This is a genomic window from Halovibrio salipaludis (assembly GCF_002286965.1).
GTDB classification, from domain to species: domain Bacteria; phylum Pseudomonadota; class Gammaproteobacteria; order Pseudomonadales; family Oleiphilaceae; genus Halospina; species Halospina salipaludis.
In genome coordinates this window covers 450,095-467,843 of the sequence record NZ_NSKD01000002.1, presented here as the reverse complement: position 1 = coordinate 467,843, position 17,749 = coordinate 450,095, and the positions used below count along the sequence as shown (strand labels likewise).

19 protein-coding genes are annotated in these 17,749 nt (G+C 64.1%); 6 read left to right on the top strand and 13 right to left on the bottom strand.

The window, feature by feature from the left end; all coding sequences use genetic code 11:
- Positions 1 to 39 precede the first annotated feature (39 nt).
- Genes CK501_RS06910 through ccoN form a run of 9 tightly spaced genes read right to left on the bottom strand, consistent with a single transcriptional unit; the run spans position 40 to position 8,428 of the window.
- Entirely contained in the window at positions 40 to 735 is a 696-nt protein-coding gene (locus CK501_RS06910; protein WP_095616999.1) for a sulfite exporter TauE/SafE family protein, read from the bottom strand.
- On the bottom strand, positions 732 to 947 hold the full coding sequence (gene ccoS / locus CK501_RS06905) for a cbb3-type cytochrome oxidase assembly protein CcoS (protein ID WP_095617170.1): 216 nt from the start codon (positions 945 to 947) through the stop codon (positions 732 to 734). Before ccoS ends, CK501_RS06910 begins: the two co-directional genes overlap by 4 nt.
- Positions 850 to 3,360 (bottom strand): heavy metal translocating P-type ATPase, encoded by a 2,511-nt coding sequence (locus CK501_RS06900; RefSeq protein WP_095616998.1) that lies wholly within the window; start codon positions 3,358 to 3,360, stop codon positions 850 to 852. The genes ccoS and CK501_RS06900 overlap by 98 nt, the downstream gene beginning before the upstream one ends.
- Positions 3,357 to 3,875 (bottom strand): FixH family protein, encoded by a 519-nt coding sequence (locus CK501_RS06895; protein WP_095616997.1) that lies wholly within the window; start codon positions 3,873 to 3,875, stop codon positions 3,357 to 3,359. Before CK501_RS06895 ends, CK501_RS06900 begins: the two co-directional genes overlap by 4 nt.
- A gap of 14 nt (positions 3,876 to 3,889) precedes the next feature.
- The gene (gene ccoG / locus CK501_RS06890; protein ID WP_095616996.1) at positions 3,890 to 5,269 is read right to left on the bottom strand and encodes a cytochrome c oxidase accessory protein CcoG; all 1,380 of its coding nucleotides are present in this window, start codon (positions 5,267 to 5,269) and stop codon (positions 3,890 to 3,892) included.
- Positions 5,266 to 6,183 (bottom strand): cytochrome-c oxidase, cbb3-type subunit III, encoded by a 918-nt coding sequence (gene ccoP, locus CK501_RS06885; RefSeq protein ID WP_095616995.1) that lies wholly within the window; start codon positions 6,181 to 6,183, stop codon positions 5,266 to 5,268. The genes ccoG and ccoP overlap by 4 nt, the downstream gene beginning before the upstream one ends.
- On the bottom strand, positions 6,176 to 6,376 hold the full coding sequence (locus CK501_RS06880) for a cbb3-type cytochrome oxidase subunit 3 (protein WP_095616994.1): 201 nt from the start codon (positions 6,374 to 6,376) through the stop codon (positions 6,176 to 6,178). The genes ccoP and CK501_RS06880 overlap by 8 nt, the downstream gene beginning before the upstream one ends.
- A 4-nt stretch (positions 6,377 to 6,380) precedes the next feature.
- Positions 6,381 to 6,989, bottom strand: coding sequence for a cytochrome-c oxidase, cbb3-type subunit II (gene ccoO / locus CK501_RS06875; RefSeq protein WP_095616993.1), 609 nt, complete (start codon positions 6,987 to 6,989; stop codon positions 6,381 to 6,383).
- Positions 6,986 to 8,428: a cytochrome-c oxidase, cbb3-type subunit I gene (ccoN, locus tag CK501_RS06870; RefSeq protein WP_095617169.1), complete on the bottom strand. Its 1,443-nt coding sequence runs from the start codon at positions 8,426 to 8,428 to the stop codon at positions 6,986 to 6,988. Before ccoN ends, ccoO begins: the two co-directional genes overlap by 4 nt.
- Positions 8,429 to 8,527: 99 nt before the next feature.
- Between ccoN and CK501_RS06865 the strand changes: the two genes are divergently transcribed.
- The gene (locus CK501_RS06865) at positions 8,528 to 9,175 is read left to right on the top strand and encodes an alpha/beta family hydrolase (protein WP_143421401.1); all 648 of its coding nucleotides are present in this window, start codon (positions 8,528 to 8,530) and stop codon (positions 9,173 to 9,175) included.
- A complete protein-coding gene (rlmM, locus tag CK501_RS06860; RefSeq protein ID WP_095616991.1) occupies positions 9,175 to 10,266 on the top strand; it encodes a 23S rRNA (cytidine(2498)-2'-O)-methyltransferase RlmM in 1,092 nt (363 codons plus the stop codon). Before CK501_RS06865 ends, rlmM begins: the two co-directional genes overlap by 1 nt.
- Here rlmM and CK501_RS06855 read toward each other — a convergent pair.
- Positions 10,250 to 10,552 carry an antibiotic biosynthesis monooxygenase family protein gene (locus tag CK501_RS06855; protein ID WP_095616990.1) on the bottom strand — a complete coding sequence of 101 codons (303 nt, stop codon included), beginning with the start codon at positions 10,550 to 10,552 and terminating at the stop codon, positions 10,250 to 10,252. The two genes, rlmM and CK501_RS06855, sit on opposite strands and share 17 nt — an antisense overlap.
- A gap of 113 nt (positions 10,553 to 10,665) precedes the next feature.
- Here CK501_RS06855 and tusA point away from each other — a divergent pair, with 113 nt between their 5' ends.
- Positions 10,666 to 10,902: a sulfurtransferase TusA gene (tusA, locus tag CK501_RS06850; protein ID WP_095616989.1), complete on the top strand. Its 237-nt coding sequence runs from the start codon at positions 10,666 to 10,668 to the stop codon at positions 10,900 to 10,902.
- A 6-nt stretch (positions 10,903 to 10,908) separates the two neighbouring features.
- Here tusA and CK501_RS06845 read toward each other — a convergent pair whose 3' ends face one another.
- Positions 10,909 to 11,772 carry a DMT family transporter gene (locus CK501_RS06845; RefSeq protein WP_198949422.1) on the bottom strand — a complete coding sequence of 288 codons (864 nt, stop codon included), beginning with the start codon at positions 11,770 to 11,772 and terminating at the stop codon, positions 10,909 to 10,911.
- A gap of 2 nt (positions 11,773 to 11,774) precedes the next feature.
- Entirely contained in the window at positions 11,775 to 13,607 is a 1,833-nt protein-coding gene (gene dsbD / locus CK501_RS06840) for a protein-disulfide reductase DsbD (protein WP_269844186.1), read from the bottom strand.
- Between the two features lie 107 nt (positions 13,608 to 13,714).
- On the opposite strand from dsbD, the gene CK501_RS06835 reads away from it, so the two are divergent.
- The 3 genes from CK501_RS06835 to CK501_RS06825 are packed head-to-tail and all read left to right on the top strand — an operon-like array spanning position 13,715 to position 16,790.
- On the top strand, positions 13,715 to 14,293 hold the full coding sequence (locus CK501_RS06835) for an elongation factor P hydroxylase (RefSeq protein WP_233128856.1): 579 nt from the start codon (positions 13,715 to 13,717) through the stop codon (positions 14,291 to 14,293).
- On the top strand, positions 14,290 to 15,663 hold the full coding sequence (locus tag CK501_RS06830) for a DEAD/DEAH box helicase (RefSeq protein ID WP_095616987.1): 1,374 nt from the start codon (positions 14,290 to 14,292) through the stop codon (positions 15,661 to 15,663). The genes CK501_RS06835 and CK501_RS06830 overlap by 4 nt, the downstream gene beginning before the upstream one ends.
- Positions 15,660 to 16,790 carry a 4-phosphoerythronate dehydrogenase gene (locus tag CK501_RS06825; protein WP_198949421.1) on the top strand — a complete coding sequence of 377 codons (1,131 nt, stop codon included), beginning with the start codon at positions 15,660 to 15,662 and terminating at the stop codon, positions 16,788 to 16,790. The genes CK501_RS06830 and CK501_RS06825 overlap by 4 nt, the downstream gene beginning before the upstream one ends.
- On the opposite strand, the gene htpX is transcribed toward CK501_RS06825, so the two are convergent.
- Positions 16,784 to 17,668, bottom strand: coding sequence for a protease HtpX (htpX, locus tag CK501_RS06820; RefSeq protein ID WP_095616986.1), 885 nt, complete (start codon positions 17,666 to 17,668; stop codon positions 16,784 to 16,786). The genes CK501_RS06825 and htpX overlap by 7 nt on opposite strands.
- Positions 17,669 to 17,749 lie beyond the last annotated feature (81 nt).

The window sequence follows — 17,749 nt, the reverse complement described above, 5'->3', positions numbered from 1 at the left end:
GCCGGGGGCTGGACCTGTTGATATCGGTCAAACCCCGCCTCAGTGGGAAAGAATCAGATGCTGGATCCAGGGGATGGTCCAGAGACCGAAAACGATCAGTGCCAGGCCTGTAACCCGGCGGAAGGCCGTGGACTGGCGCAGCCGGGTAATGCGGCTGGCCAGCAGGCCGGTGGCCACCATTGCCGGCACAGTGCCCAGACCGAAGCTGAACATCAGCAGACCGGAGAGAACCGCATCTCCCTGGGTCAGGGCCCAGGCCAGGGTGCTGTAGACCAGGCCACAGGGCAGCCAGCCCCAGAGCAGCCCGAGTGGCAGGGCACGGCTCAGGCGGTCAACGGGCATGAAGCGCTGGGTCAGGGGAGAGAGCCGCTGCCACAGTGGCGCGCCGATGCGCTCCAGGCTCATGATGCCCTGCCACCACTGACCCACGGCCAGGCCCAGAAGGATCAGTACAACACCGGCCAGGGTGCGCAGGACCATGCCGGCGCCGGGCACGCCTTCGGTCAACAGTGCACCGGGCAGGCCCGCGATCAGCCCGATCAGGCTGTAACTCAGGATCCGCCCGAGATTGTATCCCGCCAGCAGTGACAGCTGACGGCGCCGGTAACCCGGGCCCACAGGCAGGGCCAGGCTGAGTGAGCTGGCGATGCCGCCGCACATGCCCAGGCAGTGGGTGCTGCCCAGGAACCCGATGAGGAACGCTGAACCCAGGGTGGTGATGAGAGCATCAGTCATTCCGGATCGTTCCTGTCACGCTGGCAACTGGTCTGTTCGGTATGCTGTCGGGCTTCCGGGGGAATCCGGTCCTCGTCGTCATCGAAAAGGATCTGATGGGCCGGCCCTTCCAGGTCATCGAACTGGTCGTTGCGCACTGCCCAGATGAGTACCCGGACGGCGATCGCCAGCAGGATCAGTGACAGCGGAATCAGTATGTAGAGTATTGCCATCGGGCTTCATTCCTCCCAGACGCAGCGCATTCATCACCACAGCCACCGAGCTGGCGGACATGCCCGCGGCCGCGATCCATGGGATCACCAGACCCACCATTGCCAGAGGCAGGATCGCCGCATTGTACAACAGCGACAGGGTCAGGTTCTGGCGGATGACCCGGCGTGCCATGGGAGCGACCTTCAGCGCTTCCATCAGCGGCCAGAGCCGCTCACCCAGAACCACGGCATCCGCCTGCAGGCGGGCGATATCACTGCTGCCGGCCATGGCCACGGACAGTCGGGCTCCCGCCAGGCCGGGCAGGTCGTTGAGTCCGTCACCCACCATCATCACCCGGTTACCCTCCGCCTCCAGGGCGCGGATGCGCTCCAGTTTGGCCTCCGGTGACAGCCGCCCTTCATACCGGTCGATGCCGAGCGCCCCGGCGACCCTTGCCACCTGGCCGGAATGATCACCACTGAGGAGCACACAGTGCCAGCCCCGGGCGCGCAGTGCTGCCAGCACCGGCTGGGCGTCCTCGCGCAGCGTATCATCCAGGGTGATGCGCCCCAGCCAGCCTGCCTCGCTGGCCAGGTGAACAGCCAGGGCGGCATCGTCATCGGTTTCCGGCGCAGGGGGCAGGTCGAGTTCCGCAGCCACGAAATCCTCGCGGCCCAGGGCCAGTTTGCGGCCCTCGTGGAAGCCGGTGACGCCGCCGCCGGGATGGTTCTCCCGCTCGCTGATGGCTGCTGCCGGTTCCTCCCGGAAGGCCCGTGCGATGGGATGCTCTGAGCCGCGTTCCAGACCGGCTGCCAGCGCCCGGCAGTGCGACTCGGAAATGCCGGACGACGGTGTAACAGAGGCAATACTGAGCTGGCCCCGGGTAAGGGTGCCGGTCTTGTCGAACACCAGGGTGTCCACCGTGTTGAGCGTCTCCAGGGTGGAACCTCTCGTGGGAACGAAGCCGGCCCGGCGCAGCCGGTTGGTTGCCACGGTCAGCGCCGTCGGCGTGGCCAGCGACAGGGCGCAGGGGCAGGTGGCGACCAGAACCGCCAGTGTGATCGGAAAGGCCCGCGCGGGGTCCAGGAACCACCAGACCAGAAAGGTGGCCGTGGCAGCTGCCAGAACCGCGGTGACAAAAATACCGGCAACGCGGTCCGCCAGCTGCTGGGTCCGGGGTTTCTCGGCCTGGGCCCGGTCCAGAAGCCGGGTGATGGCGGAAAGCCGGGTGTTGTCCCCGGCCTGGTCCACGATCACCTCCAGGGGGTGTTCGGTGTTCACCGTGCCCGCCGAGACCGGCTCGCCCGGTCCCCGGGAGACTGGCAACGATTCCCCGGTCAGCATGGATTCATCCAGTGCGGATTGGCCGCTGGCCACACGGCCATCCGCGGCCAGGGTATCGCCCGGCCGTATGCGGATACGGTCACCGGGGTTCAGGTCGCGGGCGCGCACCACGGTCTCGCTGTCCCCATCGATGCGCAGTGCCGTGCCGGGCATGGCATTGATCAGTGACAGGTTTTCCAGGCCCGCCCGGTAGCGGGCGCGGCCCTCGAGAAATCGCCCTAGGCCGAGGAAGAAGGTGAACATCGAGATGGATTCGAAATAGACATGTTCGCCGCCAAAGAGGGTTACGTGGACGCTCGCCAGGTAGCCGGCCAGGATGGCGATGGACACGGGCACATCCATGCCCGGATGACGGTGCCGGAGGTCCCGGACTGCTGCCTGGAAAAAGGGAACGGCGCTGTAGAGCACCACCGGTGTGGCGATGACCAGACTGGCCCAGCGGAACAGCTGGACCATGGCCGGGTCGGATTCGGTGCTGAGCCCGAACTGGAGCGGATAGGCCAACATCATGGTCTGGAGGGCTGCAATGCCCGCGATTCCGATCCGGATCATGGCCTGTTTCTGCTGGGTCCGTATCCGTTCCTCCCACTCGCCGGGGCGGAAAGGAGACGCCTGGAACCCCAGTTCGCGGATCCCCAGCAGGAGGTTGCCCAACCCGGTGACCTGAGGGTGCCAGACCAGGTGGGCGCGCTGGGTGCTGTGGTTGATGCGGATGGACTCAAGCCCCTCAAAGCCGGCCAGGTGATGCTCGATCAGCCAGATGCAGGCGGCACAGCTGAGACCGTCGATCATCAGCCAGGTCTCGTGGAGCCCGTCATCCCGGGCATGCACAACCTCGTCGAGGAGCTGGCGGTCGTTGTAGTGCAGGCACTCGGCACGGACCCGGTCGTCAACCGGGTCCGGCGTGGTGATGGGGCCGTCAATCTGCTGGTAGAAGCGGTCGAGCCCCTCGTTGCGGATGATGCGCGAGACCGCGAGACAGCCCTCACAGCAGAACGCCTCGGTCCGGCCGGCGATGTCGCCGGTGACGGGGGGTGTTTCCGGCAGGGGTTCCTGGCAGTGGAAGCAGGCGCCGGCGGACGCCGTCATTGCTGACGGGCCTCCCGGATGGGCTGCAGGGTAAGTGGTTCTTCCAGTGGGGTTTTGAGCGCGCCACGCAGCCGCCAGTCATTGCCGGTGTTGCGGATATCGATGTACCAGCGCCCGTCACTGAGGGGCTGAATGCGGGCACGGTAGCGGCCTTCCCCGACACGCTGGGCGATGGTGGTCTGGTCACGGTCGCCGAGCGTGGCATGGGTGAGCTCGACCTCCAGGCGCTCCCAGTTCCGCCGTTCCGGGGACTCCAGCAGGATATCCAGCCGTTCCCCGTCGGTGAAGCTGACACGCCCGCTCAGGCCGAGGTTGGCGGCCTCGATATCCCGGGAAAGCTCGCGGTTGATTCCCATGCCCTCATCGTAATAGTCGTCCTCCACCATCGAGACATGCTGTTCCATGGAAAACAGGATCAGAAAGATGCTCCAGAGGATGGTGATCCCCGGGATCGCGATCAGGACCCAGGGCCAGGGCTCGCGGTACCAGGGGCGATTGGTGTCGTCGTCTGTCATGGTGGTTCCGGTGTTCAGGGTCTGGGGCCGATGAAGGCGGTTTCAGCGCTGTTGCGCGCTTCAGAGCCCTCGGCGATGACTTCAAAGGTGACCGGCGTGCTCATTCCCTCAAGCTCCTGGCGTGGGATTCTCACCACAGCCGGAAGGGAGCGTGAATCCAGTGGGCTCAGTTCCATCCGGATGGGCTCAAGCAGATGCGTTCCCTCCGGGCCACTGACCCGCACGCTGAGTGCGCGCGGCTCGTTGACGCGGTTGCTGAGCTTGATGCTGTAGGAGTTCTCAATGGTGGCATCCGGTCCGGTCTGATACAGCCCACCCCGGTCGCGGGTTACCTCAATGTCCAGTGTATCGCGCTGCATGAGCAGTGTCGCCATGGTGCCCAGAAGCAGTGCCATGCCCAGGCCGTACCCCAGCGTCCGGGGCTGGAAGCGGCGTCTCGGGGCGCCCTCGACTTCGCGTTCGGTGGCGTAGCGGATCAGTCCCCGTTCATAGCCCATGCGGTCCATGACCTGGTTGCAGGCATCCACGCAGAGACCGCAGTCGAGGCACTCGTACTGCATGCCATTGCGGATGTCGATGCCGGTGGGGCAGACCTGCACGCAGATGTTGCAGTCAATGCAGTCCCCCAAGCCGAGCTCGGAAGGGTCAGAATCCTTTTTTCTGGGACCACGGGGCTCGCCCCTGTTGGCGTCATAAGTGACCGTGCGAGTGTCAGGCGAGAACATGACACTTTGAAAGCGCGCGTAAGGGCAGACGTAGAGGCAGACCTTTTCCCTCATCCAACCCGCATTGAGGTAGGTCGCCACCGAGAAAAAGCCGATCCAGAATACCGCCCAGCCGGTGCTCACGCTGAATGTGAACAGGTCCGGTACGAGTTCGCGGATGGGGTAGAAGTAGCCAACGAAGGTAACCCCCGTCCAGAATCCAATGCCCAGCCAGAGGCCGTGCTTGACGATCTTGCGGGGCAGCCACTGGCCGAGAGCGCCCTTACGGTCGAGCTTCATGCGCTGGTTGCGGCTGCCCTCCACCTTTTCCTCGATCCACATGAAGATGAAGGTCCAGGCGGTCTGGGGGCAGGTGAACCCGCACCAGATGCGGCCGAAAAGGGTGGTGACGAAAAACAGTCCGAACGCAGCGATGATCAGCAGCAGCGTGAGAATGAAGAAGTCCTGGGGCCAGAAGGTGGCCCCCAGGAGATGGAACTGGCGTTCCGGCAGGTCGAAGTGGACCAGGGGCCGCCCGTTGATGTGGATCCAGCAGGCGGTGAAATAGAGACCCATGAGCGTCCAGAGAGTGACGGTCCGCAGCTTCTGGTAGAAACCGGTGGTGCTGCGGACGTAGATCCGGTCCGGGTTGGGACCGGCGTCAACCTGGCGGACGGGTATCTCGTTCATTCCGCTCCTTCATTATTCCGGTGCTGGCCCGACAGCCGATAGACATAGGCGGTCAGAAGGTGGATCTGGTCCTCGGACAGCTGGTTCTGGGCCGGCATGTGCCCATTACGGCCGTACTGCAGGGTCTCCATGATGGTGTCGCGGTCCCCGCCGTAGAGCCAGGTGTCATTGGTCAGGTTGGGGGCGCCCATGCTCTGGTTACCCGTGCCATCTTTGCCGTGACAGGTGGAGCAGGCCTGGGCGAACAGTGGCTCGCCCCTTTCGGCGGCCGCCTCATCCACGCCGCTGCGGTCGTTGAGCGACAGCACGTACTCGGTAATGTCGCCGAGCTGGTCATTGCTCAGGTTCGGGTTGACGCCACGTGCCGGCATGTTCGCCTGGCGACCGTTGGTCAGTGTGTGCTTGATGGCATCGACACTGCCGCCCCAGATCCAGTCGTCGTCAGTGAGGTTGGGGAAGCCATAGCCGCCGCGCCCGGCAGAGCCGTGGCAGGTAGCACAGTTGTTGGAGAACAGGCGCTGGGCGGCCTGCATGGCCTCGCCATCGCGTGCCAGTTCGGGGACATCCGTCTCGGCGTACTGTGCGAAAAGCGGACCGTACTCCTCACGGGCACGTTCCATCTCCTGTTCCCAGGCCTTGGTCTGGCTCCAGCCCAACAGCCCCTGGTAGTTGCCCAGTCCGGGATAGAGTGCCAGATAGAGCAGCGAGAACAGGATCAGCCCGATGAACATCCAGTACCACCACTTGGGCAGTGGGTTGTCCAGCTCTTCAATGCCGTCGACCTCATGACCAACACTCCGGTTTTCAACCTTGTCCGTTGGTTGGTTGCGGCGCACGATCCAGAGGAGCCACCAGCACCCAAAGACCACAAGCAGGATCAGTGCGCTGATCCAGATGCTCCAGAAACTACTCATTGTGGTTGTCTCTCCGTTGCTGTTCGATGGTGCGCGCTTCCATGTCTTCGTCCTCGAATACCAGATGCGCGGCCTTTTCGTTTTCCCGCTGCCGGGATGGGCTGAATGCCCAGATGCAGATGCCGATAAAAAGGGCGATCATCAATAAAGTGTGAAGCCCCTTGAACTGACTGAGCAGTGTCTCCCAAGCCATACCGTTACCTCTGTTCCGGAATCGCTGTACCAAGCTGCTGCAGATAGGCGATCAGCGCCTGGATCTCGAAGGTTCCCCGCACATTCTCCTCGGCGTTCTTGATCTGCTCGTCGGTGTAGGGGACACCCAGTGTGCGCAGCGCACGCATTTTGCGGGCGGTCTGGGTCGGGTCCACCTTCTGGTCGAACAGCCAGGGATAGGCCGGCATGTTGGATTCCGGAACCACCATCCGCGGATCGTAAAGGTGCAGGCGGTGCCAGGAATCCGAGTAGCGTCCGCCTACCCGAGCCAGGTCGGGGCCGGTGCGCTTTGAACCCCAGAGGAAGGGGTGTTCATAGACCTGTTCGCCGGCAACGGAGTAATGGCCATAGCGTTCGGTTTCGGCCCGGAAGGGGCGGACCTTCTGCGTGTGACACACATGGCAGCCCTCGCGGATATAGATATCACGGCCTTCCAGTTCCACGGCGCTCAGAGGCTCCAGGCCTTCCACGGGTTCGTTGACCTGTTTGTCGAAGAACAGGGGCACAATTTCCGCCAGTCCCCCGAGGCTGACCACAACAATGATCAGCCCGATCAACAGACCCAGGTGCTTTTCAACTTTCTCGTGACTCATGCGTTGGCCCCCTGCACTGCGTCAGTGGAATCATCAAGTGCGCCAGTCTCGCTCTGACCAACAGTGCGCCATACGTTGTAGGCCATCACCAGAACGCCGCCCAGGAAAAAGGCGCCGCCAATGAAGCGCACCACATAGCCCGGGTAACTGGCCTCAACGGCCTCAACGAAGCTGTAGGTGAGCGTGCCGTCGTCATTCACGGCGCGCCACATCAGACCCTGGAGTAGACCGTTGATCCACATGGAAACGGTATAGAGCACCACGCCAATGGTCGCGAGCCAGAAGTGGAGGTTGATCAGCGGGATGCTGAACATTGACTTGAGACCGTAGAGACGCGGGAACAGGTGATAGAGCGCGCCAAAGCTGATCATGGCAACCCAACCCAGGGCCCCCGAGTGTACGTGCCCTACGGTCCAGTCCGTGCTGTGTGACAGCGCGTTCACGGTGCGGATGGACATCAGCGGCCCTTCGAAGGTGGCCATACCATAGAAGGAAACAGCGACAATCAGGAAGCGGAGGATCGGATCCGTGCGCAGCTTATACCAGGCGCCGGACAGGGTCATGATGCCGTTGATCATACCGCCCCAGCTCGGTGCCAGCAGGATCAGGGACATGATCATGGAAGCGGTCTGGGCCCACTCCGGCAGCGGGGTGTAGTGAAGATGGTGGCCGCCGGCCCAGACATAGGTCGCGATCAGTGCCCAGAAATGCACGATTGAGAGTCGATAGGAGTAGATCGGCCGGTTGGCCTGCTTGGGCACGAAGTAGTACATCATGCCCAGGAACCCCGCGGTCAGATAGAAGCCCACGGCATTGTGCCCGTACCACCACTGAACCATGGCGTCGATCGTACCGGGGAAAATGGAGTAGGACTCAAACCAGCCCACCGGAATCGCCAGGTTGTTCACCACGTGCAGGATGGCAATCGTGATGATGAAGGCGCCGTAGAACCAGTTGGCCACATAGATGTGCTTGACCCGGCGCCGTGCGATGGTGCCGAAGAACACGTAGGCGTAGGTCAGCCAGACCACCGCGATCAGGATATTGATGGGCCACTCGGGCTCAGCGTATTCCTTGGTAGTGGTGTAGCCCAGCGGCAGCGTGATGGCGACCAGAACGATCACGGCCTGCCATCCCCAGAACGTAAAGGCGGCAGCCTCGTCCGAGATCAGCCTCGACTGGGAGGTACGCTGCACCACGTAGTACGAGGTGGCGAACAGGGCACTACCAGCAAAGGCAAAGATGACCGCATTGGTGTGCAGCGGGCGCAGGCGCCCGAAGCTTGTCCAGGGCAGGTCAAAGTTCAGCTGGGGAAGGAACATCTGGGCCGCGATGAACACGCCCAGTCCCATTCCGACGATACCCCATACCAGCGAGGCTATGGCAAACTGCCTGACCACCCGGTAGTTGTAGGTTTCCGCGGATGTCTGTGTTTCCATGTTCGGCTCTTCCGGGACTGTTTGGAGGGTACGCGCAGCGTAGGCAACGCAGCGCCGGTGCTCAATGATATATGTCAAAACCTTAATGCGGTAGTGCCTTTGGATATACTCTGTAATGGCGAACAGGGCCCGGTTCTGGTTCTCGCCCACGGATCCGGCGCGCCTGCTGATTCCGTGCCCATGGATCGGCTCGCCGCCGCGTTGGCGTCGGCGGGCTTCCGTGTCCGGCGGTTCGAGTTTCCGTTCATGGCGCAGCGTCGTACCACAGGCAAGCGGCGTCCACCGGATCGTCCTCCTGTTCTGCTCCAGTACTGGCGAGAAGCCATCGAAGAAATTGGGTGCCGGGAGCCGGATGCGGACCACCTCTGGATCGGCGGGCGATCCCTCGGGGGCCGTACGGCCTCCATGCTGCTGACGCCGGAGCAGCGCCCGGACCCCGTGTCCGGTGCCCTGGTGTTCGGCTACCCCTTCCATCCACCACGCAGGCCCGAACAGTGGCGGACGGATCACTTTGCGGAACTTGAGCGGCCCCTGTGGATCGCACAGGGTGAGCGGGATCCTTTCGGAAAGCGGAGCGAGCTGGAGTCACGTCTGCCATTTCCGGGACCAGTGCATCTGGAGTGGGTGGACGATGGCGACCATGAACTGATGCCCACGCGTCGCAGCGGCCTGGATCCGGACCGGGTCCTTGCGGCCGCTGCGGAGAGTGCGCGGGCTTTCGTGACGGCAACGGAGACGGACAGGTAATGACTGGAACGGGTGTGATCCGGGCGCTGTGCCGCCCCGGCTTTGAGGCGGATGCGGGGCAGGAGCTGGTCAGCCGCGCTGCGGAGGTTGGCGGCTATGGGTTTTTCGTTCCGGAAGCCGCCGGCTGGATACGCTTTGAGCTGCCCGGCCAGGTCGCGGAACCGGTCATGCGGGCGGTGTCGTTGAGCAACCTGGTGTTCGTGCGGGACTGGTATTCCGGCATCGGTTTGGTGGACCCGCTCCCGGGCGAGGATCGTGTTGGTGCCGTTCTCGAGGGGCTGCGTGATGCCGGGGAAACCGGGCCCTTTGGGCGCGTGGATGTGCATGTGCCCCTGGGGGAGACCGAAGAGGCGCTGCCGCGCTTTGCCCGCAAGTGGACCAGCCCTCTGGCGAAAGCGCTGCGCGGCGCGGGTATCCTTCAGGGCAACCCCGAGGAGGATGCTGGCGCACCGGGTCTGGAGATCCTGCTTCCGGATTTCAGTCGGGCCCTGCTTGCGCGCCGTGATCCAGCCCTGTCATCGGCCTTTCACGAAGGTGTCCCGCGGCTTCGGATGCCGGGTACGGCCCCCAGCCGCTCAACGCTGAAACTGGAGGAGGCCCTGCACCGGTTCTTCACCACGGATGAGCGCGAGCGTGTGCTGCGGCATGGCATGACGGCGGTGGACCTGGGCGCCGCGCCGGGTGGCTGGACGTGGCAGCTGGTGCAGCGTGGGCTGGCCGTGACCGCGGTGGACAATGGGCCCATGGACGAGGCGTTGATGGCCTCCGGGCTGGTGACCCACAGGACGGAGGATGCCTTCAGCTGGCGGCCGGCGCACCCGGTGGACTGGCTGGTCTGCGATATTGTGGATCGGCCTGCCCGGGTCGTGGAGCTGATGGCGGAGTGGCTTGAGAACCGGCTGTGCCGGCTGGCGGTGTTCAACCTGAAGCTGCCCATGAAGCAGCGCTGGGCGTGCTGGCAGGAGTACAGGGCGCGCCTGGAGGAAAGCATCGCCGCCAGCGGCGCGGACCTGACGGTCAGGGCCGCTCACCTGTATCACGACCGGGAAGAGATCACCTGCTGCGTGGCGCCGCTCACACGTTCCCGGTAGGCACCGCGTATTCCAGCACCGTGATGCGCTCATCGGATTCCAGCAACGGCCGGATACGATTGATCTTCTCCCGCCGTTCCGTGGAATCGTACCAGCGGTACCAGTCCGCGGTGGAGCGCCAGGTTGAGAGGATCACCCGGTGACGGGAGTTGTACTCATCCTTGAGGGATTCGCCGGAAATGAACCCGGGAATCTCAACAGCATTGCGCAGGGCCTGGCGGGCCTGGGCGTCATAGGTGCTCTCCATGGCTTCAGCGATGTAGCGCTCGATGATGACACGGATCATGATTGTTCTCTCCCCGAAAGCTCCCTGTTACTCATGCGGTTACCTCTGAATATGGTATCCTTACCCTAATTCTGGCAGAAAATTCGGCAAACGCGTGTACGGAGGTTCCGCCATTGACCCGGGAGTACGATGCAACCCTTGATGCCACCGGTCTGGTCTGCCCGGAGCCGGTCATGATGCTGCATAACCGCATTGCGGATGTGCCGGTTAACGGGGTGCTGCGGGTGATCGCCACGGATCCGTCCACGCAGCGTGACATTCCGCGTTTCTGCCAGTTCCTCGGCCATCGTCTGGTCGAGGAGGAAGCGGGCGAGGAGCAGTACACCTACTGGATCGAGCGCACCGTCTGAACGGTATCAGCGGCGCATGTTCAGCAACCCCGCCCCGACGATGAACACGCAGCCGATGGCCTGGTTGAGGGTGAACGGCTCGGACCAGATCAGCCAGCCAAGCAGGGCCGCGAAAACCACCGACGAATAGGTGAACTGGCCGATACGGCCAGCCGGTGCTATGCGGTAGGCGGTGGTGATCAGCATCTGGGCCGCCGTGGCGCAGGCGGCGATGGAAACCAGCCCGAGCCACTGCCACAGGGTCGGCCACTCCCAGTTCAGAAGGGCAGCCGGTGCCGAGACCGTGGTTGCCACGATGCCGAAGTAGACCACGATGCGCGCACTGGGCTCGCGCGTGCCCATGCGGCGGATCGCGACCTTGGCCGTGCCACCCAGCACCGCCCCCGAAACCCCAGCCGTCACGAAGAGTACGTCCTGCATGCCGGCATGACCGGGCTGCAGCAGGACCACCACCCCGCAGAATCCCAGCACAATGGTCATCAGGGCCCAGAGTGACGTGCGCTCTCCCAGCCAGAGGAAGGCGATCAGAGGGATGAAGAAGGGGGATGTGAGCTTGAGCAGTACCGCCTCGGTCAGCGCCAGTCCGCCCAGGCTGAAGAAATAGCAGTACATGGCGGACACACCCACCACACCCCGGACCACATGGAAACGCAGGTTGGTCGTGCGCAGACAGTCCGGCCCCTGACGCCAGAGCATGATGGGCAGAATGATGCTGAGCCCCAGCGCGTTGCGCGCAAACACCAGCATGGTGTTGTCGAGCTCCGGGGCCAGTGCCTTGACCTGCGCCCCCATCAGGGCGAGCAGGAGCTCACCGGCAAGAACACAGGCGGCGCCCCGGTGCAGGGGTGAGCGCAGGCTGAAACCGGCCACGCTCAGACGCCTGTCCGCTCGCGGACACGCTCAAGGTGCTCGAGGAACTCGTCCTGGTCCATTTCGCCAAGGATGCGCGCCTGCTTGAGCTCCTCTCCCTGGGCGTTGAAGAACAGCAGGGTGGGCGGGCCGAAAAGGTTGAAACGGTCGAGCAGGGCCTGGTCGGCGGCCGTGTTGTCCGTTACATCCACCTGGAGGCGCTCGAAGCCCTTCATGGCTTCCAGGACCGGCTCGGTATCGAATACCTGGCGTTCCATCACCTTGCAGCTGATGCACCAGTCCGCGTAGAAATCCAGGATTACCGGCTTGCCGGCCTCGGCCGCCTGTTCAAGGCGGGCTTCGATGCGCCCGGCCTCGGAAACCCGTTCAAACGGCTCTTCCGGCAGACCGGCCCCGCCACTCCCGGACCCGGCATGGAAGGGCTCCAGAGGCCGCAGTGGGTCACTCGCCCCGGCCATGGCCCCGGCCAGCAGCATGGCCGCCACCAGGACCAGCACCACGCCAATGCCCTTGCGGGTGCGCGGCCAGCCTTCTCCCAGGGGCTCAAAGGCGCCCAGCTGGACCCCGGTTACCGCCAGCAGCAGGGCCCAGAGCACCAGTGCGGCCGGGCCGGGGATCACCCGTTCCAGCAGCCAGATGGCGACAGCCAGCATGAGGATGCCGAAAGCCGCCTTGATGCGGTTCATCCAGGGGCCGGGCTGCGGCATGAAGCGCCGTCCCCCGGTACCCACCAGGATCAGCGGCGTACCCATGCCAAGGGCCAGGGCGAAGAGTGCCAGCCCGCCCATGGTCGCGTTCTGGGTGGCACTCAGATAGACCAGGGCGGCGGCGAGCGGTGCCGTGACGCAGGGGGAGACGATCAGGGCGGAGAGGGCGCCTATGCCCGCCACGCCAGCCACATTGCCGCCACTTAGGCGCTCGCTCTGGCGCGTGAGGCGGTTCATGACGCGCTGTGGAAGGCGGATCTCGAAAACGCCGAACATGGCCAGTGCCAGCAGCGTGAACAGCCCGGCAAAGAGCGCCAGCACCCAGGGGGCCTGGAGGTGGGCCTGGATGTTGAAGGAGGCGCCGAGCAGGCCCACCAGCACGCCGGCCGCGGCATAGGTCAATGCCATACCCAGCACATAGGCCAGGGAGAGGTAGAAGGCCTGCAGAGTGTTGAGCTGGCGCTGGCCGGCGACAACCGCCGAGACGATCGGGATCATGGGCAGCACGCAGGGTGTGAAGGTCAGCCCCAGCCCCAGGCCGTAGAACACCAGCATGGCCCAAAGCAGGGAGTCGCTGCTCAGCAGTGTCTCCAGGCTGCCGCCGCGCCACCGGCCGTCATCGCCGCCGGAGGGGGAAGAACTGTCGCTGCCCCCTGAGGCACTGGAGGCGGTGTCCTGCTCCGGTGCCGGATACATCACGCTGCCGTCGGCGGGGTTATAGCGCAGCGTCTCTGTCTGCGGCGTGTAGCACAGGCCGGCCTCGGCACACCCCTGCCATTCCACGGTGACACGGATGGGGCCGTCTCCATCACCCTCGGTGGGGCTCAGGCTGGCACTGACTGGCTCGTAGAAGACGGGGGTCTTGCCGAAATAGGGATCGTCCTTGATCTCGCTGTCAATGCTGAACCGCGGGGGCAGCGCCAGGGCATCCGCCGGTTCGGTCTCGATGCTGATGCGGTCCTCGTAGAGGTAGTACTCCGGTGTCACATCCCAGTTCAGGACGAGCTCACCGTCTTCCGCCCAGGCAGTGAACGGAAAAGCTTCCTCGACCGGAGGAAAGTCACCGCCGCTGCCGTTGGAAAAGGGTGACTGGGCAGCGGCCGGGCCGACGAGAGCGAGCAGCAGGATCAGCAGACGCGTCAGGATGATGGTGACTCCTATGGCTCGGAAGTGGGCTGAGCGCGCCTATTATAACGAATGCTTGAAGGTTGCGGCACAATCCCTAGACTGGCGCCATGATGTCAGGTGACCCTCTTCCGGATTCCTACGCGGATCTAGTACGGCTGTTCAACGGCCTTTTCCAGCCCAGCCACGCCACCATTCTGGTACCCGGTGGGGAGGAACCCGAGTACCTGCCGGCCGATGGCGAGTGCCGGTGGAATCGGATAGTATTTGCCCATGGTTTCTACGCCAGTGCCCTGCATGAGGTCAGCCACTGGTGCATAGCCGGCCATCGTCGCCGTCAGCTCTACGACTATGGTTACTGGTATGAACCCGATGGTCGTGACGGGGATAGCCAGGCCATGTTTGAGCAGGTCGAGGCCAGGCCCCAGGCCCTGGAGTGGCTGTTCACGGTGGCCGCGGGCCGCCGTTTCCATCTGAGCATGGACAACCTGGCCGGTGAGGTGCCCGGGCAGAGGGACCGCTTTGCCGAAAGGGTGCATGCCGAGGTGCGGCGCTGCCTGGATGAGGCCATGCCCCCCAGGGCCGCCCGGTTTCTGGACGCATTGCAGGCCTTTTACGGCACCCGGCACTATTTCCAGGGCTACACCTTCACCCGGGCCCAACTGATTGGATCAGAGGAGGTTCAATGAACAACCAGGCCGAAACCCCTGCGGAAACAGAGCCAGAGAAGGCGGAAAAAGGCCAGGAGGATAACCAGGGCCAGGAAAATCAGGAGGCGCCGCCGCAGCCCCGATTCCGGGATTTCAAGCTGGATGAGCGGTTGCAGCGCGCTATTGATGAGCTTGGTTTTGAGCATTGCACCGGCATCCAGGGCGAGGCGCTGCCGAAGACCCTGAAAGGGCTGGACCTCATCGGCCAGGCCCAGACCGGCACCGGCAAGACCGCCGCCTTCCTGATCAGTGCCATCCAGCGTCTGCTGGAGAACCCCATTCCCTTTGAGCAGCGCTATGCCAGTGAGCCCCGGGTTCTGGCACTGGCACCGACCCGTGAGCTGGCGATGCAGATCGCCCGGGACGCGGAAGCGCTGACCCGTCACAGCGGCCATAACGTGGTCACCACTGTGGGCGGTATGAACTACGACCGCCAGCGCAGGCAGATCCGCAATGAAGCCATTGATATCCTGGTGGCGACCCCGGGGAGACTGCTGGATTTCCTGGGCAGCAAGGACGTCTTCCTGGATCAGCTTGACCTCCTGATCCTGGACGAGGCGGACCGGATGCTCGACATGGGCTTCATCCCGGACGTGAAGAAGATCATCCGGCACTGCACCCCGAAGTCCGCACGCCAGACCGTGCTGTTCAGTGCCACCTTCAACCAGGATGTTCTCAACCTGGCCGCCATGTGGAGTGAGAACGCGGAATTCATCGAGATCGAGCCGGAAAGCAAGGCGGCTGAACGGGTCGAACAGATTTTCTTCACGGTCAGCGATTCCGACAAGGAAATGGTGCTGATCAATTTCCTCCAGCGGGACGAGGTCAGCCGCGCCATCGTGTTCGCCAACCGGCGGGACCAGACCCGGGATCTGGAGGCGAAGCTGCGCGCTCACGGGGTGCATTCGGCGCTGCTGTCCGGGGAGATTCCGCAGAACAAGCGCATCAGTACCCTCAACCGCTTCAAGGAAGGGGATGTCCGGGTGCTGGTGGCCACGGATGTGGCGGCCCGCGGCATCCATGTGGAAGACGTCTCCCACGTGTTCAACTTCAACCTGCCCGACAATCCCGAGGATTACGTGCACCGGATCGGGCGCACCGGCAGGGCTGGTGCCTCCGGAACCTCGGTCACCCTGGCCGGTGAGGATGACAGCTTTGTGCTCCCGGATCTGGAGAACTACCTGAACCAGTCACTGAGTTTTGTACGCCCACCGGACCCGCTGATGGTGCCGCTGCCGGAACCGGCAAAAAAGGCTGAGCCTGAGCATTCGGAGGGCGGAGACGGCAAGCCCGGGCGCCAGCGTAATCGCAATCGCAGCCAGCGCCGGGAAGAAGACGCCTCCGGATGAGCGGCCTGCGCATCCTGGCGGACGAGAATATTCCCGCGCTGCCGGCCTGCTTCGGTGGTTCCGGTGAGATCCGGACCCTGCCGGGGCGCTCCATCCGCCAGGCCGATCTTCAGGATGTGGACGTTCTCCTGGTGCGTTCCGTTACCCGTGTCGACGGGGCGCTTCTGGCGGGAACGCCCGTGCGCTGGGTGGGCACGGCCACCATCGGCACGGATCATCTGGACACCCACTGGCTTGAGCAGCAGGGCATTGCCTGGGCCTCGGCGCCGGGCTGCAATGCCGAGGCGGTTGCCGATTACGTGCTGGCCGTGCTGGCACTGGCCGCCGTTGAACGGGGGCAGGCTCTGACGGATGGCACCGTCGGGATTGTGGGTTTCGGCAATGTCGGCAGCCGTGTTCACAGGCGACTGCAGGCACTCGGCATTGAAACCCGGGTAACCGATCCACCATTGGCCCAGGACGGCGTCACGGGGCTGGTCGGACTGGATGAGGTGCTTGCCTGTGACCGGATTGCACTGCATGCGCCACTGGTCCGGGGCGGCGGCTGGCCCACGGAACACCTGCTGGATGCCGGGCGCATCCAGGCCCTGAGGCCGGATCAGGTGCTGATCAGCGCGGGGCGTGGCGCGGTTGTGGACAACGCCGCCCTGCGTGAACGCCTGGAGGCTGCTGACGGCGGCCCGTGGACGGCACTGGATGTCTGGGAAGGGGAGCCGCTGGTTGATCCGCGACTCGCACGGATGGTCCGCATCGCCACGCCCCACATTGCCGGCTACAGCCTGGAAGGCAAGCTGCGGGGAACCGTGATGCTGGCCCTGGCCCTGAATCGCTGGCTGGCTGTAGGGTCGGAGCCCTCCCTGGAAGCCCTGGTGCCCGAGCCGGCCACACTGGATGCGCTTGCCGCCACCCTGGAGGAGACGTTGCTGGCCTCCTATGATCCGCGCCGCGACACCCACCAGCTCCGTGCGACCCTCGACTGTTCCCGGGCCGACAGAGCCAGTGCGTTTGACCGTCTGCGCAGGGACTATCCGGTGCGCCGGGAGTTGGGGTTCCACCATCTGCCAGCGGGTGGTGATCCGGTCCTGAACCGGCAGCTGGAGGCCGCCGGCTTCACGCTCATCTACTGATGGGTGCGGTTGCGCAGCGCCTCGATGCGTTCGTCCAGCGGCGGGTGGCTGGCGAAGAGCTTCTGCAGCCCGGAACGCACGCCACTGGTGATGCCGAAGGCCTGCATGCTGTCCGGCATTTCATCGGGCAGGCCCGCTTCGCTCTTGAGCCGCTGGAGCGCCGAGATCATGCCTTCGTTGCTGCCCCAGCGGGCACCGGCGGCATCCGCCCGGAACTCACGGCGGCGTGAGAACCAGAACACGATGGTGCTGGCGAGGATGCCCAGCACGATCTCGGCAACGATCGTCACCATGATGAAGCCGATACCGTGGCCGCCGTCATTCTTGAACACGGCGCGGTCAACGAATGAGCCCACCACGCGCGCCAGAAAGATCACGAAGGTGTTCACAACACCCTGAATCAGGGCCAGGGTCACCATATCGCCGCTGGCGACATGCCCCATTTCATGGGCCAGGACAGCCCGGATCTCTTCCTTGTTGAACCGCTGCAGCATGCCTTCGCTGACCGCCACGAGCGCGTCGTTCCGGTTCCAGCCCGTGGCGAACGCGTTCGACTGCTGGGCCGGGAAGATGGCGATTTCGGGCGTCTTCACGCCCGCTTCCCGGGCGATCTGCTGCACGGTCTCAACCAGCCACTGCTCCGCCGGGTTTGAGGGATTCTCGATAATCCGGGCCCGCGTGGATTTCTTCGCAATCCACTTGGACATCAGAAGCGAGACGAAAGAGCCACCGAAGCCGATCACCGCGGCAAAGATCAGCAGGGCGGTGAAGTTCAGCCCCTGCTGCTCGAAATAGCTGTCGAAGCCCAGCAGGCGCAGCGTGACACTGGCGAGAATGATCACCGCCAGGTTGGTGGCGAGCAGAAGCAGTATTCTCATGGGTCGTTCTCTCCGGGATCAGGGCCTGTTATCCAGCGCTTTATATTGGGGGTTTCAGGCCGGGATTCAAGCGCGGAATCC

Excerpts from the sequence above, each read along its gene's own strand:
- CK501_RS06825 (WP_198949421.1), top strand. The coding sequence starts at position 15,660 with ATGAGCGGCCTGCGCATCCTGGCGGACGAGAATATTCCCGCGCTGCCG.
- htpX (WP_095616986.1), bottom strand. The coding sequence starts at position 17,668 with ATGAGAATACTGCTTCTGCTCGCCACCAACCTGGCGGTGATCATTCTC.
- ccoG (WP_095616996.1), bottom strand. The coding sequence starts at position 5,269 with ATGAACGAGATACCCGTCCGCCAGGTTGACGCCGGTCCCAACCCGGAC.
- ccoO (WP_095616993.1), bottom strand. The coding sequence starts at position 6,989 with ATGAGTCACGAGAAAGTTGAAAAGCACCTGGGTCTGTTGATCGGGCTG.
- ccoN (WP_095617169.1), bottom strand. The coding sequence starts at position 8,428 with ATGGAAACACAGACATCCGCGGAAACCTACAACTACCGGGTGGTCAGG.
- rlmM (WP_095616991.1), top strand. The coding sequence starts at position 9,175 with ATGACTGGAACGGGTGTGATCCGGGCGCTGTGCCGCCCCGGCTTTGAG.
- CK501_RS06900 (WP_095616998.1), bottom strand. The coding sequence starts at position 3,360 with ATGACGGCGTCCGCCGGCGCCTGCTTCCACTGCCAGGAACCCCTGCCG.
- CK501_RS06910 (WP_095616999.1), bottom strand. The coding sequence starts at position 735 with ATGACTGATGCTCTCATCACCACCCTGGGTTCAGCGTTCCTCATCGGG.
- ccoS (WP_095617170.1), bottom strand. The coding sequence starts at position 947 with ATGGCAATACTCTACATACTGATTCCGCTGTCACTGATCCTGCTGGCG.
- CK501_RS06895 (WP_095616997.1), bottom strand. The coding sequence starts at position 3,875 with ATGACAGACGACGACACCAATCGCCCCTGGTACCGCGAGCCCTGGCCC.
- CK501_RS06880 (WP_095616994.1), bottom strand. The coding sequence starts at position 6,376 with ATGGCTTGGGAGACACTGCTCAGTCAGTTCAAGGGGCTTCACACTTTA.
- CK501_RS06855 (WP_095616990.1), bottom strand. The coding sequence starts at position 10,552 with ATGATCCGTGTCATCATCGAGCGCTACATCGCTGAAGCCATGGAGAGC.
- CK501_RS06830 (WP_095616987.1), top strand. The coding sequence starts at position 14,290 with ATGAACAACCAGGCCGAAACCCCTGCGGAAACAGAGCCAGAGAAGGCG.
- ccoP (WP_095616995.1), bottom strand. The coding sequence starts at position 6,183 with ATGAGTAGTTTCTGGAGCATCTGGATCAGCGCACTGATCCTGCTTGTG.
- CK501_RS06835 (WP_233128856.1), top strand. The coding sequence starts at position 13,715 with ATGATGTCAGGTGACCCTCTTCCGGATTCCTACGCGGATCTAGTACGG.